Genomic DNA, 14,212 nt, shown 5'->3' with positions numbered 1-14,212 from the left:
GCCTCCTGATTGGAGGCTTTTTAGTTCTAGGGCTAAAATCGTCCCTGAGCGGCCTATTGAACATAAAGGTGATAATGCGCAGAGTCATTTCACTACTCAGGCAAAAAGTCCTCTCTAACGCTAACTTTACCCTTTTAAAACCAATTTTAACCCGTAATTCTGGATGGATCATTTTGCACTGTCTTAGTGAATATCACTTTCGCATCGATTTTAATTGAAATGCTTATTTCTAATGCTTTTGTAATATGGGATACAAGTCACTATAGGAGGGAGAGCCCCTTTGCATAATATCTAATCTAACTAAGGCTGGATCACAATTGAACTCGCAATAGAGTTCGTGTGTACTGTTCTGATACTAATTCAAAGGAAGAGCAACTAGCCCTAGGCGCTATTCGTTCTGTGTACTTTATGGCGCAAGGCTTCGGCTTAACCAAGTTAGTCGCCTGCATAGAATTGTGGTGGGAGAAAACACTCGATATTCACAATACAACTATCTGGATGGTCGCATGATGTATTTTGCAATCGAAGTATGTCCCGATGGCGGCACCATTCGAGATGGTCAAACTCACGAACCTCGCACCGTTGAAATAGGTGAGTGTGACACCAAACAAGATGCCATCGACAACGCTTGCCAACAGCTAGATTGCCGTCAGCTTTTCCGTGGCGTAATCGGTCGACCAAAAGGCAAGGGCGGTTATGTCGTATTAAATGCATAGGATTATGCTGAAGTATGAATGCAAGAGATTATGCAGAAGGGCTTTCCGATGCTGTTCGCCGTCAATGGTCTTTTCAAGTAAAGAGCTGGGGTAAACGCCATGTTTATCCTCAGCTACCAAACTATGTTCAAGTTACTCCTGCTGCAAGCAAAGAATTCCAACAACCTGAAATGTCGCTTATTGAAAACGCGATGTTTCAGTCTAACCCCCGATCTTGATGATCATGAATGGCGCAAACAGTTCTTTGGTGACATGCCGCATTACCTTAGCCGCTACTTTGCCGAACGATATAATAAAATCTTTAAGCAAAAAGGCCGTTCTGCTGCCAACTTATACCTGCTAAAAACAGTCGGAAAAGATATAAATCCACGTCTACATTTTTCATGTTTTGGACACGACGATGGACACGCTGATATTGCTCAAGCCTTACCTAGAAAGGATCTCAACGATCATTTATGGATCGATAATGTCAAAGTTGTGACATTGTTTGTCACTAAATGACAGACCACTCAGGTTTATCTTAGCGATAAACATCAATTCGCCTCAATCAGTTAAGTGATGTTAATTTTATGAAGTTTTTAACGAAGGGTTTAGAGCCTGAAGAACGAATCAATCTGCTTTTACAGTTAACAAAAATTGACAGTGAGAATATTAAAAGCGCGCTGGCTGACCATTTAACTAAAGGGTTAGCTGAAAGTGATGCCGCCATGTTGAATAATGTATCACAGCAAAACTTTAGCCGAGTATTAAAGCGGCTGAATGGTGTAGCTGGTGTGGTTGAGAAAATTAAAGAACTGGATTGGAATATAATTTAAACGTTAAGATTTTATTATGTTAATGGTAATTAGGGTTCTTGTTTACGCACTTAATTTATTTGATAAACATCTACTATTTGTACGTATCCAGTTGTAATTAAAGATAAATTTGATAGTGTTTATGAAAGTAAGATCGTAATTTTCGTTATGCATAATTCCGTGTGATAATTTGTTGAATTTTATTTATAAGCAAAAGTATTGTGGGTTTTACAATATGCCCAGATAGACGTTAAGTTGATAACCACACTTAACAAGAAATTCAAGATGAGGTCTACGGAACACCTAAATTTTGCGTTATAACGTTTGTAATATAGGATTTTCAATCAAGGAGTAATAAATGAATAAAATAAGAATAGTATTGATACTAAGTAGTTTCTTTGTCTCAAGTAGCTATGCTGGAGAGCAGCTAGTAAACCAAGCAAAATCAGCTGGGATTAAAAGCTGTTTGTCTACTATCGCTGCACTTGAAGGGTTTTTCACAAAAAATGTAAATTATGGCACGGCGTCTTTATGGGCAACGGAAAATTCAGACGATCAAATTTTTAGTGCAACACTTGAACTTTCTTTTAATGATGGGCATCAATTAATTGATTTAAATGTTGCTCCGACCAAGGATGGTCAGTGCTCGTATGCCTACACTCGAACCTTTTATTCAGAAAAGAGTTGTATGTCATTTTCTAAGTCACAGCTGAAAAATGCTGAGTATAGTGCGGAATTAAATAAACACGTAACTAAGTTTGATGAGGGTAATACTAATTGGTTTTTATCTTCAGCTGGGAATGGATGTTTAATTCAAAAGAAAGAAATTGGATTACGTTTTAAACCTCAAACGTTATAACAAAACGTTAATCTCAATTTAGTCATACTTTTGATCATACATATGAACCTTGTTGGAGCCTGTACTCTAACAAGGCTCTGTCCATGAACGAGTTAGCTCGTCTAGATATCTCATGTGAACACCAAGGGACTCTGTCGTACCATAACTACCAAGCGACTCTGTCGTTTTTATAATTACCAAGGGAAATTGACGGATCAAATTTTTCAGTAATCCTCTGAGTATCACAGTGTACTTTTCAGAGGTTACTAAGGATGATCGTGATGAATTCCCAATCCCAACTCACTGTTGATGTGATTGCTAAAGTTGCTGAAGGTAAAATCAGCATTCTTAATGCCTCAAAACTGCTTAATAAGTCCAGTCGAACCATTGAACGTTATCTCAGTCGATATAAAAAAGATGGTGTTCGTTTTGTTGTCCATGGCAATACGGGTAAAACGCCAACCAACAAGATCCCCGACTCATTAAAGAGACAGGTTCAGTCACTCATTAAAGAGAAGTACTATGATTTCAATCTATTGCACCTGATTGATATCTTGAGGGTGAGAGAAGGAATTCAAGTGAAGCGTGAAACGCTTCGCTCTTGGGCTCATGCTATTCACCATGTGAAACGGGCTAAGCATCGTCGTTCAAAAGTGAGAAGAAGGCGTGAACGGATGGAATCATCGGGGTTAATGCTGCAAATGGATGGCAGTCCGCACCTGTGGTACGGTGATAAGAAGTCTTGTTTAATCGCCATTATCGATGATGCGACCAGTGATATCCATGCTGAGTTTTTTCCGTCCGAGACTACCGAAGGTTGTATGAAAGTAATGAAGGCTTATATCGAGAAGCGAGGGCTGTTTAAGACGCTTTACGTTGATAGAGCTGGCATCTTTGGTGGACCGAAGCGTTGCAACTTCTCACAAATGCAAAGGGCATGTGAAGAGCTTGGGATCGAGATCATCTTTGCCAATTCACCTCAAGGTAAAGGCCGGGTTGAACGCGCGTTCGATACCTTCCAAGACCGCTTGGTTCCAGAGCTTCGTATAGCAGAAATAACGGACATGGACAGCGCTAATCATTATCTTCAAAATACCTTTATTCCAGATTACTGGTTGAAACAACTCACTGTTCATGCAAAGAATATTCATTCGGAATTTAAACCTGTCCCAGCGTATATCAACCTTGATGCTATCTGCGTTCAGAAGGAATACAGAAAAATCCGTCGTGATCATACCTTCAGTTACAACAATACCATGTATATAATAGATTCCCCCTTAAGACATTCAATCGTGAACCAGAAGGTAGAAATACGGAAACAGTTGGGTGGCGGCTTTGCCGCTTATTTTGCCGATCGTAAGCTCACCATCGCTGAAATCAAGGAACCATGCAAGCTAACTGAATACGGGGAAGAAGTGCAGAAAAAAATCGATGCCATCGACCTGGCAGAAGAGCTAGGTAACTTATCTGAAGCAGCTCGAATCAGCGGTTGCTCAAGGGAAAGCATCTACAATAATCGACGCCTGCTTGAAACTCAGGGACCTCTGGCACTGAAAAGAATGTATGGTATCCCTCGTCATACCAATCGTATAGACCAAGATGTTGAAGATAAAGTCATCGAACTGACATTAGAAAAACCTCACCTGACCCAAATTCCTATCAGTAGTGAAATGATGAAAAGACACAACATATCAATCAGTCACTCGACAATTAGAAACATCTGGGTAAGAGAAAAGCTGAATACAAAGGTGTTACGGATCGAGCGTTCAGAGGCATTAGCAAAAACACCATAGTGAAAATGAGAGGGGGTGAGCTAGACTTTATAGTGAAAACGACAAAGTCCCACGGTAATTACTCCGTCACACTCCCTCGGTAATCACATCGTCTAGATATCTCATATGACAGTCTACTTTTTGTAACAGTCTACTTTTCTGTAGACTGTTTGACTTGGTTTCGTTATTAGTCCAAATAATTAAAAATTTTCTTGTTCACTTTACCAAGAGGCTAATTAACTCCTTTAGTATTCTTACTTCCCCAGAACGCTCGAAACAATCGCATCAACCCCAGCGTTGAAACCGCAATACCCACGATCACAAATTCAAAGTACCAGGGCGCACCTTCATAACCCATAGCCAGCCAACCATTCGCCATATACGGCTGCAGCTGCGGCACAAAGTGCGCAATGAACAATCCCAAAAATACCGTAATAATGATTTCATCCATTATAGATTCGCGCCGGTTCTTCAACACCTGCAGATCATAATCAGCATCGTTACCTTCCTGATTAGCTAGGCGTTTAGCTTCTGCGTCTAACTTAGCCAACTTAAGGTTTCCTTCTGCAGTCGCAATCGATGCCGCCATTTCTGCCGTAATACGTTTACGTTCTCGATAACTACCAGATAAATCCGCAATCGGTGCTGAAATAAAACTAAACAGTGAAGTAAGCCAACTCATGATTTGTTCCTCATAATAATATCCAAAAAGTGTTTCGGGTCTTTTGATACCGCTTTCGCCAGGGCATTAACCCCCGTTAAAAGATGCGGCGCTACATACGCGGCAATACCAATAATGCCAGTCTTCAATCCTTCATCTAATCCAAGCCAACGACAAAAGCTGTCCGCAATGTACGCAGACAAAATAGCCATCAACACCGACATGAAATAATGAAAAAAGGTAATTCGTGTACCAGACATATACATTTGCGTAGCGGCGGCCAATAACGACAACAAACACAGTTGCCCCCATTGCTTTATAAAAACAATCAGATGGCAAGATCTACGTGGGAAGTTGGCATGATTCAGGTTGGGCAAAATCGGTCATCACTGATTTTTCAGAACACCCAATTAAACCAATCAGCTCGAGTAAAGGTGAGCTAATTGCGATCCCTAAGTTACGTCCAGGACTAAAACTTAATGGCCGTTACCTTACCGAAGTGACATTAACAGGAAATAAGCAGGTTATCAGATGGTCAAAAACGCTATACGCCGCTTAGTATTACGTTACTTTCCTGAATTAGGACAACGTAAACACTTACCGCAATTGGCTCGAATAGAGAAAATTTATGATATGCCGGTTAATGGCGCCAGTGTCAGCAGCACATTTCGCGCCTATAAAGCGGCAGATATTCAATTATTAGATGCTGTGACAGGTAAGCCCTTAGCTGTTCCTGTCTTTGAGCAAGTAAGTATTGCGTCAGGGCAGGGGCATGAACATGGTTTGTTCGTTGAACCAACACCTGGCATGCAGTGCTTGATTTAATATATTGATGGCCTTGATTCATTGCCGGTGATCACGTCGCTTTACCCTGGCATACTTTGGTACCCGATCATCGTTCAACCGATGTGAGTCTGCAGCAATCGCATCGCAGTAAATTAGTTGGTAGTAATGGCGATTGGCAGCTGCAGACAGATGGTGAAATAAAACAGGCCAGTCAGAAATCAATTGTTGAAGCCCAAACTAGCGAACAAAGTTACTTTGAGCGCAGTACCAAAGTCGCTACGCACGACATGAATAAAATAGACGGTAACCAGGTAAATGAAATTATGGGGGCGTTAAAAATACTCGTCCGTGAAAAGGCGATTATTACTTCATTGGATAACCTGCTTTTAGGCAGTAACAAAGAAGTTAAAATACAAAGTGCAGAAGACATGCATCTCGACTGTGCCAAATCACTGATCATTAAAGCCAAGAATATTACCGAAGATGCAGACACCATTAAATTAAATGGCGGTTCTGGGATTTGCACTGGTGCAACAATGTGTCCATTTATGGGAAAACCACATGTAGACGTATCAACAAGAGTATTTGCGGGGAAATAATATGGCACTAAGTAAGAGATCATTAAAAGCAAAGTTGGAAACAGAGCTTAAAGCCCAAGGTTTTGTGCTTGATGGTGAGTTTGCAATGGCAGGTAAGTTTGCTGAAGCAATTGCTAATGCGGTTGTTGATGAGATCACTGCTAATGCGGAAGTTGGTGTGACTGGTGGTAGATCAGCTGGACAGTACAAGGTTGTATAAATACGAAGGTTTCTCGATATTACAGCCGGGGGGAGTTGAAGCATGATTGAAATAAGTCATACAGGCGTGTCTAAAATGCAAATTAGCTCTTTCTTATCCAATTAACCACCTATTCGATCTAACCCCTGCAGCCTTTTTGTCGCCATTATGTTTTAACAAAAAACTTCTGTTTGCTAATTATTATAACTATGTATAAATATAACGTACTCATTTAGTGCTGTTCGTGTGTAAGTTGTTGTTCAAAATGTTATTATTTGGAGGTGTGCAGTATAAATTGAGATGAATATAAATGATGAAAGTTGAAGATATTATAAAAATAATCAAGTCTATGAAGACTAGCCAGTGCAATTTAATTGGTGGGTCATTGATAGCTATTGGCGCCACGGGAGGAGCATCACCTTTTTGGTTTCCACTTGTTGACGAGATTGCTCGATCAAAATTAAATCTAACAAGTAATACAGAAGAGTATGTCGCAAACAATGCGATGATTTTATTCTCGATGTTCTTGGTCATTCTTGGCGTTGGTCTCATCATTTTAAATAGGATGTTGGAACATAAAGAAAATGTATTAACTAAGCCAAGTAATATAGTTGATTTCCCATCTCATGACGAACCTTGTGCTTTTGAAGCAATAACGGGGGGGAGCGTCGTTATAAATGGTGGCAAAGTAAAAGGTTATGAAAAGGTTGCAAAGGCCTCAACTGGTGGTGTTGTATCTATAAATGAGGCGATGGTGGTAAAAAATGATGAATAAGTACCATGTAAGCTGTTCAAACTGTGGTTTAAAGATAAGTATGATTTTAGCTACGAAGCCACATAAATGTCCGGAATGTAAAGAGCATTTTGGTTTCGATGTTATTGGTGGTAGTTCAGACCATCAGGGGGTTATGCTACAAGGTGCATTTGCATCAGGTTGTAATAAATATATACATGCGGAAGGTGATTGCCATATCAAAACCGACAATGACGTTGTCATGAATGTTAATACAGTAGTAACGGCACTTAATGGTGCTTCTGTGGAGATGAATAACCCAACGATTGATAAATCACCATTATTACCTTCGTCTGTTGAATTTGAAGGTATAAAGATTAGCTCTCCTAAAGTATTTATTTTACGTACTATCGTTCGAGATGTTATAGGTGTTGAAACTACGATATCGAGTAATGAAGATGAAATTATAAATTTCTTTCAAGTAGTGCATAATCGTATTCATAATGGACTTGTGGACGGGTTGAATGGTGGGGCTTTAACTGGAATCAGAACTCTATTTTCTGATGAGTGCAATGGTCTTGAAGTTATTGATATAAATAACAATATCACAATTGATGGAGTTAGGTTGTTGAAATTTGTGGCGAAAAAATTAATTGTGTAGTTGGTTAATACCTAATGACTTGAAGTACTGTAAGAACCTTGGGGGGAATTAAATTGTGTATCTTAACTAGGGTGTTATTTTAATTGAGATGACAAGTATTATTATGTCGCCATTCTGCCGACACTGTTTTTCTTTTGATACAGGCTAGAGTACTGATTATCCGCCCTATTTCCCGTTTGAGGCCGAGGGTACAGCGACCCCACAATAATAAAGCGGGGGGTTAATCGACCTCATGAATAAGAATATTTAACTCAAGCCCTATCAAACATAATTATAAATTGAAGCGATTAAAATAGCGCCAACTAGTAACTATAACACAACTGCATGGGGCTATATCCAAATAAGGGATAATTCAATAAATTATCCCAAATTATCTACAAAATAGGTAAGTACTTGTAAATAAAAAGACCTCAATGAGGTCTTTTTATTAGCTTATTAACGTACATGTGGTCGACATGTGGTCGCTTACAAATAATAAGTCATTATATTCAAGTACTTGAATGTAGTATAAAAACACCTTCGGGTGGTTTTTTTATTTGTGCATTTTCTACTTTCTGAGTCTATATTTTTAATATGAGGTAGAAAAATTAATGTTTTATTTACGTTAATATTATTCCTCAGGGTTAACTTTGTATTCTCTAGGAGTATTAATAATGGAAATGTCACGGCCTCATGATGGAATAATTGTTTTGCAGATAGTTCACGATCTCGACACCGAGCACGTTGTTAGTATTCAGCAGAAATTAGAAGCCTTAGTTGATGAATATACTGAAAATATTATTTTAGATTTTTCAAGTGTCCACTTTATCGATTCAACTGGCATAGGCGCAATTGTTTTTTTATTCAAAAGATTGACCTCACAACGACGAACTCTCTCTCTTCTTAAAGTTTCAGGCCAACCTTACAAGTTGATGACAATGTTACGTGTAGAAAATGCTATTCCCTTTATTGAAAATATAACTGAATGTGACGCAAGTCGCTCGGCATAAGTACAAGGCCGTAAGGTATTAAATGAATAAATTAATGCTATGGATATCTATATGCGTTTCTTTTTCTGCTTGTACAAATTGGCCACGAGAAGGCTATTTTGAAAATACCACTATACATACAGAGGAACGTGTCCAATTCAAAAAACATTATTCGTATTTAAATTTGCATTTTTCAGTAGCTAACCTACGGGGAGCCAAAAAGTGTACACCAGCCTATGTTAAATCGGTCGAAAATATTAACAGCCGTGTTGAAAAAGCAATTGCCGTGGAAGACCTGCAAGATATAAAAATTGAAATGGCTATCTTAGAGCGGCATATAACGGATTTAATTGTTAATCTTAATCGAGTTAGTGCTAATACTAATTGCGCACAACCGCCACGTTCATTGACTTCAAACTTTGTTCACCCTTTAACTTACCAACTTGATCTCTTATTGTATTGTGCCCCACAATTTGAAGTTGATAGCGCTGTTTTAACGGCGCTATATAAAGTGTGCCTTCGTCAGGTTAGCTTTTTACTGCTAGATAACCCCGATGTTGAGATTGAATATACTAAATACAAGTTGTTTGAAAGTAGGGGGAAGCCAATAGATGATGGTTCAAATGTCAATTACAATCAAGGTCTCGTTTTTCATGATGTTAGTACAATCGTCGATGTAAATAATGAGTTTAAATACACGTCAAATGATCGTGACGATGAAGATTATAATGACTTAATGCGTAAATATTTAATCTTTGATCAAGTACCAAGTGTGAGTGTTCAACAATTATCTAAATTAGAATTCAACATAGATCAAGAACATAGTCCTGTACTTGTCCATGAAATTCAATCCTCCAATGATGTTAATCATGATTCAAAATCTAATCCTGAAGTTGAATATGCAACAAATTTAGATGATGTTGCATTATTTAATTTACGTACAGATACAATTCTAAGCTATGTCACAGGTCTTACAGCGAATGAACAAAAAAACAATGTCATTTATGAAGAGCTCAGGATAGGTGTAACACCACCAACAGCCCCTGTGATCACAACACTTATGTGGCTATCCGAGAGCAATAAAAAGGTTAACCATAAGGTAAAAGATTGGCGTTTCTTGCTGACAGAAGGTGAACTTTTTAGTGATGCGAAATTGCCGAAAGGACTCGCTTTATGAAAATGGTATTATTTTGTTTTGCTTTATTATTCACATCCCCTATCGCTTTAGGTGAAAATGAATTCATTGATTCGGGTGATCAATTGTTTATTTTTATGCCAGGTGAGAAGGACTTTGAAAAACCATTTCAAGTTGACGCAAGTGGTTTTATTCAATTGCCTGAAATTGGGAAGTTACATGTAAAAGGCAAAACCTTGACTGTCGTGTTAGAAGAGATGAAGGTATTGCTTAGTGTCGTATTTCGCGATATATCAAAGTTATATATTGAGTTTAGAGCACGAGAAAAACTAGTCACGGTGTTAGGTTATGTGAATGATCCTCGTGAAGTCGTATTACCAGAACTTGGTAATGTACAGATGGCATTGAATAAAGCCGGGGGGATGCTGGCTGGCGCACAGCTCGATAATATGCAACTTCAACGAGGCGCTGAAGTTATCATATTTAACTTCAAGCGTTATTTAGAAACGGGTGATGAAAATGAACTTCCTGCATTGAAATCTGGCGATATTATATTTGTCCCATCATCACCATTGACCGGTAATGTGCAGATGACCTTTGATGCGAGGTCATTAAAACAAGGCGGAGACGCAAGCGACACTCAAAAAGCCGTGACGGTTTTCGGTGAGGTTAATGCGCCTGGTACATTTTCCTATGTACCGGGGATGACAATTATTGAAAGTTTAATGAAAGCGAATGGCGTTACGCGCTATGCCAATGTGGGTAAAATTAGAGTCATGGGGAGTAAGGCTCCACAAACGTTTGATTTAAAGTTATATCTTGATACAGGCGATATGGGTAAGTTACCTAAGATAAACCCCGGTACGACTATTTTTGTGCCTATTCAGGTTGAAGACATCAAAGTTGGCTTACAGGTCGTGTACGTGATGGGGCAAGTGAATAAACCGGGCGCTTTTGAAGGTCGTAAGGGGATAACCTTCATGGACATGTTAGCAAATGCTGGCGGGCCAAATAGATATGCTGATACTCAGCAAATTAGAGTACTTAAAGAAAATGGTGAAACATTCCGCTTTGATTTAAAAAAATATTCAGATGATCCTGAAAATAACCCATTTCCTGTTATTGAGGGGGGGGATGTGATTTTCTTACCTGAAAAAGCCGATATGGTTGAAAAATCATGGCTCGTTGAATCACACGATGAGGCAATAAAAATTATTGGTGCGGTCAAAAACCCAGGTCGTTATCAATGGGATGATGACATGACATTCCTTGATCTACTTGGCCATGCTGAGGGACCAACCGAGAAGGCTGATTTATCAAAAGTAATGATTGTTGGCAATGATGGTTTAGGCGAACGTCTGTTTTTCGATTTAGATAAATTTATGAAAGTTGGTGGTGATTATTTAATTCTACCGCAGTTATCTGCGGGTGATACAGTCATGTTTACGGAGCTACCGGATGATCCAACAGATAATAAATCAAAGTGGATAAAACAAGAATCTGAATCTTCTATATATATTCTTGGTGAAGTCGGTGCGCCAGGCCGGTATGCATTTAACAGTCAATTAGATTTCTTAGATTTATTATCTGCAGCTGATGGTCCGACTAATGATGCAGACATAAAGCACATTAAAGTAACACATCGTAATAAACGCTATGCAAAATCATCAACGCTGGATCTCGACATGTATTTTGAGACTGGAGACGAAAGTCTTTTACCACAAGTACTACCAGGAGATACCATTTATATTCCAGCTAAGAGTGAACAAGGGGAATTAAATAATACCGTTAATATTGTGCAGGTATTAGGTGCTGTGCATAACCCTGGCCGTTATAAATATGATTCTTCACTGGATGTTGTTGGTATCTTAACAATGGCTGGAGGACCTACCACAGAAGCTTATATTGATCGTATTATCATTTTGACTAAACGTGGAGAAATGAAGCATAGTGCACGTGTTTTTAATATGAAGCATTATCTTACTCAACCTGACTATAGAGATATCCCGATTATTCATGCTGGTGACACTATATATATCCCTAATGAAAAAGAGTCTAACTGGAGCCAATTATTGGATATATTAGGGAGTGCGTTAAGTGTCGTTACGCTCTTTATTGTTGGTTCTTCATTATGAATATCTTACCGGAAACGTTTGTCGAAATTGAGCAGATTTATCAGTTAATTGCGAACGAAAATATTAAGTCATTGGCAATAAATTGTTCTCAAGGAAAAGAAGGTGGAACTGAGTTAGTTCTAGCATTAGCTCGGCGTCATAAAGTGGCGGGGAGTAAGGTGCTGATTGTGGATCTTAATACATTTAAACCTGCAATTACCAATGAGTATATTAATGAAACAAAATCATGGTCTCTCGACGATATGGATTCACAAACGGCTTGTATAGCAAAGTTTACTGACATGATTGATATCTTACCTGCGCCAAAAAGTGAACAAGATCAAAACATTAGCTTTCGAGATGAAAAAAAGATAAAAAATTCTATCGAATATTGGTTGCAGCACTATAATTTTATTATATTTGATACATGTGCAATCACGCGAACTAATTTTTCCAATATACCAGGTGAAGTTATTGCTAGAGGATGTGATGCCAGTTTACTTGTTGTTGCTCCTGGTATCTCGCTTGAGAGTTCGGTTGTAAAAACAATAAAAATTTTTAAATATAATAATGTTAAATTGCTTGGCACTGTGATTAATGATGTCAAATGTCCACCATTGGATATGCAATTAAGAAATTCAGTGCGCAGACGATTACATGGTTTTCCGATATTCAAACAATGGTTACTCAACCGGATTTCAAACGTGGAATTATTAAAAGGTAAATTTGGCCGCTGATGAAAACACAACTGTTTGCAAAGCAATATCCATTAAAACTGGATTCAATTAGTGAGGTTCGGCGTCTCTTAACGACATTATGCCAACAGCTCGCTCTTGAGCAAGCTGAAATTGACCGTGTAACGTTAGTGTTAGCAGAATACCTTTCTAATCTCTATTTTCATAACCAAGGTACAGTTAACTGGTTCTGTATTGAGCTCGCTGGAATTAAAAATAATTGGTACTTTGAAATATCAGATAGTGGTGACAGTTTTGATCCCTACAAAGTTAATGTTCGCGATATTTTTAATGGTGAGCTATTAACGGGTGGTATGGGATTAGCTTTAATTCAGAAAAATAACCACAATGGTCATTACGAGAGTGAGAATGGAATTAATAAATTCACTTGCCCCTTAAAGGAGCAGAAAAAAAAGCTAAGCGTCGTTATTGTCGATGATGATCAAACCCTATTGTGGGCATATAAAGGCTATTTGCAACATGATTTTGTCGTGCATATTTTTTCAGCCGCGGTATTAGCACTTAAATATATTCAGCATGAAGGCTGCGATCTTATTATCGCCGATATTCACATGCCGGAAATGTCAGGATTTGAGTTTAGGCTGAAGGTGGAGTCTTTTGAGAAGGGAGCGTTGACACCGTTTGTATTCTTAACTGGCGATGATAATCTATCAGTGCAAGAACAAGCCGCGGAAGTTTCTATTGATGATTATTTAATTAAGCCGATAACTAAAACACCGTTACTTGCAGTTTGTAACCGTGTTATACGTCGTACAAATCAACTGGCATTGCATTATCAGCAACGTATTGTGGAGTCACTCTGTCGACCATTTAAACCGTCACTGCCACCAAAGTCTGGTGACTGGAATTTCTCACTTGCTCATACGCCAGCAAGTGAAGGGGGCGGTGATTTTGTTTTTTTTCATGATTATGGTGAAAGTAAATTACTCATTTTAGGCGATATTATGGGGCATGGGCCTGTCGCTAAATTTCATAGCTTTGCGATAATGGGCTATTTAGAGGGGTTAATCACATCTATACCTACCTGTCCAGGTGTACTATTAGCTGGCTTGTCTAGCAGGTTATACTTAAATCAGTTACTAGAGTCCAGTATGTTAACGTGTATTGTTATAAAGTTGACAGGAAGCAAATGTGAAATAGCCACAGCGGGGCATCCACAGCCTTATCTATTGAGTGACGTTGGATACAAAGCAATTGATTGTAAAGGCACTGTATTGGGACTCTTACCCGATGAAGGCTATGCAGCCGTCACAGTAGAGCTAAAAGAAGGAGAAAAACTTTTTTTCTATTCAGATGGCATTTTTGAGAATATAGATAGGAATTGTGATTGTATTGACAATATACTAGATGGAATTAAAGGAACGACAGCTCAATATGTATTAGATCAACTATGGTTACGCTTTGAATCACTTTTACCTGGAAAGTTACAGGATGATGCCACTGCAATTATCATTGATCTAAACAATAAATGAGTAATAAGTTCAAATTGAAGATATGAGGTA

At 38.6% G+C, this 14,212-nt stretch carries 20 protein-coding genes; 18 read left to right on the top strand and 2 right to left on the bottom strand.

The window, feature by feature from the left end:
• Window positions 1–339 precede the first annotated feature (339 nt).
• From HWV02_RS12785 to HWV02_RS12755, 7 genes are all read left to right on the top strand, one after another.
• On the top strand, window positions 340–510 hold the full coding sequence (locus tag HWV02_RS12785) for a hypothetical protein (RefSeq protein ID WP_211688056.1): 171 nt from the start codon (window positions 340–342) through the stop codon (window positions 508–510).
• Complete coding sequence (locus tag HWV02_RS12780; protein ID WP_211688054.1) at window positions 507–716, top strand: hypothetical protein; 210 nt, start codon at window positions 507–509, stop codon at window positions 714–716. The genes HWV02_RS12785 and HWV02_RS12780 overlap by 4 nt, the downstream gene beginning before the upstream one ends.
• A 14-nt stretch (window positions 717–730) precedes the next feature.
• Window positions 731–934: a hypothetical protein gene (locus HWV02_RS12775; protein ID WP_211688052.1), complete on the top strand. Its 204-nt coding sequence runs from the start codon at window positions 731–733 to the stop codon at window positions 932–934.
• Complete coding sequence (locus HWV02_RS12770) at window positions 897–1,217, top strand: hypothetical protein (protein WP_211688050.1); 321 nt, start codon at window positions 897–899, stop codon at window positions 1,215–1,217. The genes HWV02_RS12775 and HWV02_RS12770 overlap by 38 nt, the downstream gene beginning before the upstream one ends.
• Before the next feature lie 68 nt (window positions 1,218–1,285).
• Window positions 1,286–1,531 (top strand): PapB/FocB family fimbrial expression transcriptional regulator, encoded by a 246-nt coding sequence (locus HWV02_RS12765; RefSeq protein WP_211688049.1) that lies wholly within the window; start codon window positions 1,286–1,288, stop codon window positions 1,529–1,531.
• Between the two features lie 337 nt (window positions 1,532–1,868).
• On the top strand, window positions 1,869–2,369 hold the full coding sequence (locus tag HWV02_RS12760) for a hypothetical protein (protein WP_211688047.1): 501 nt from the start codon (window positions 1,869–1,871) through the stop codon (window positions 2,367–2,369).
• A 251-nt stretch (window positions 2,370–2,620) separates the two neighbouring features.
• Window positions 2,621–4,141, top strand: a complete 1,521-nt coding sequence (locus HWV02_RS12755; protein WP_211688046.1) for an ISNCY family transposase — start codon at window positions 2,621–2,623, stop codon at window positions 4,139–4,141.
• A 211-nt stretch (window positions 4,142–4,352) separates the two neighbouring features.
• Here the strand turns inward: HWV02_RS12755 and HWV02_RS12750 are convergent, their stop codons facing one another.
• The gene (locus HWV02_RS12750) at window positions 4,353–4,802 is read right to left on the bottom strand and encodes a hypothetical protein (RefSeq protein ID WP_211688044.1); all 450 of its coding nucleotides are present in this window, start codon (window positions 4,800–4,802) and stop codon (window positions 4,353–4,355) included.
• Window positions 4,799–5,041 (bottom strand): hypothetical protein, encoded by a 243-nt coding sequence (locus tag HWV02_RS12745; RefSeq protein WP_255550319.1) that lies wholly within the window; start codon window positions 5,039–5,041, stop codon window positions 4,799–4,801. The genes HWV02_RS12750 and HWV02_RS12745 overlap by 4 nt, the downstream gene beginning before the upstream one ends.
• 86 nt (window positions 5,042–5,127) lie before the next feature.
• On the opposite strand from HWV02_RS12745, the gene HWV02_RS12740 reads away from it, so the two are divergent.
• From HWV02_RS12740 to HWV02_RS12695, 11 genes are all read left to right on the top strand, one after another.
• A complete protein-coding gene (locus tag HWV02_RS12740) occupies window positions 5,128–5,340 on the top strand; it encodes a hypothetical protein (RefSeq protein ID WP_255550318.1) in 213 nt (70 codons plus the stop codon).
• Window positions 5,313–5,606: a hypothetical protein gene (locus HWV02_RS22870; RefSeq protein ID WP_255550317.1), complete on the top strand. Its 294-nt coding sequence runs from the start codon at window positions 5,313–5,315 to the stop codon at window positions 5,604–5,606. The genes HWV02_RS12740 and HWV02_RS22870 overlap by 28 nt, the downstream gene beginning before the upstream one ends.
• Window positions 5,607–5,689: 83 nt before the next feature.
• Complete coding sequence (locus tag HWV02_RS22865) at window positions 5,690–6,166, top strand: hypothetical protein (protein WP_255550316.1); 477 nt, start codon at window positions 5,690–5,692, stop codon at window positions 6,164–6,166.
• 1 nt (window position 6,167) lies between these two features.
• The gene (locus tag HWV02_RS12730; RefSeq protein ID WP_211688042.1) at window positions 6,168–6,365 is read left to right on the top strand and encodes a hypothetical protein; all 198 of its coding nucleotides are present in this window, start codon (window positions 6,168–6,170) and stop codon (window positions 6,363–6,365) included.
• A gap of 289 nt (window positions 6,366–6,654) precedes the next feature.
• A complete protein-coding gene (locus tag HWV02_RS12725; protein WP_211688040.1) occupies window positions 6,655–7,119 on the top strand; it encodes a hypothetical protein in 465 nt (154 codons plus the stop codon).
• Window positions 7,109–7,738, top strand: a complete 630-nt coding sequence (locus tag HWV02_RS12720; RefSeq protein WP_211688038.1) for a hypothetical protein — start codon at window positions 7,109–7,111, stop codon at window positions 7,736–7,738. The genes HWV02_RS12725 and HWV02_RS12720 overlap by 11 nt, the downstream gene beginning before the upstream one ends.
• A 653-nt stretch (window positions 7,739–8,391) precedes the next feature.
• On the top strand, window positions 8,392–8,727 hold the full coding sequence (locus HWV02_RS12715; protein ID WP_211676172.1) for an STAS domain-containing protein: 336 nt from the start codon (window positions 8,392–8,394) through the stop codon (window positions 8,725–8,727).
• A 22-nt stretch (window positions 8,728–8,749) separates the two neighbouring features.
• On the top strand, window positions 8,750–9,883 hold the full coding sequence (locus HWV02_RS12710) for a hypothetical protein (protein WP_211688036.1): 1,134 nt from the start codon (window positions 8,750–8,752) through the stop codon (window positions 9,881–9,883).
• Entirely contained in the window at window positions 9,880–11,976 is a 2,097-nt protein-coding gene (locus HWV02_RS12705; protein WP_211688034.1) for an SLBB domain-containing protein, read from the top strand. The genes HWV02_RS12710 and HWV02_RS12705 overlap by 4 nt, the downstream gene beginning before the upstream one ends.
• Window positions 11,973–12,692, top strand: a complete 720-nt coding sequence (locus HWV02_RS12700; RefSeq protein ID WP_211676169.1) for a cellulose synthase operon protein YhjQ/BcsQ — start codon at window positions 11,973–11,975, stop codon at window positions 12,690–12,692. The genes HWV02_RS12705 and HWV02_RS12700 overlap by 4 nt, the downstream gene beginning before the upstream one ends.
• A complete protein-coding gene (locus HWV02_RS12695) occupies window positions 12,692–14,182 on the top strand; it encodes a SpoIIE family protein phosphatase (protein ID WP_211688032.1) in 1,491 nt (496 codons plus the stop codon). The genes HWV02_RS12700 and HWV02_RS12695 overlap by 1 nt, the downstream gene beginning before the upstream one ends.
• Window positions 14,183–14,212: the final 30 nt, after the last annotated feature.

This window comes from Moritella sp. 28 (assembly GCF_018219435.1).
Lineage (GTDB): Bacteria > Pseudomonadota > Gammaproteobacteria > Enterobacterales > Moritellaceae > Moritella.
The sequence above is the reverse complement of the archived record's forward strand: the minus strand, read 5'-3'. Positions and strand labels throughout refer to the sequence as shown.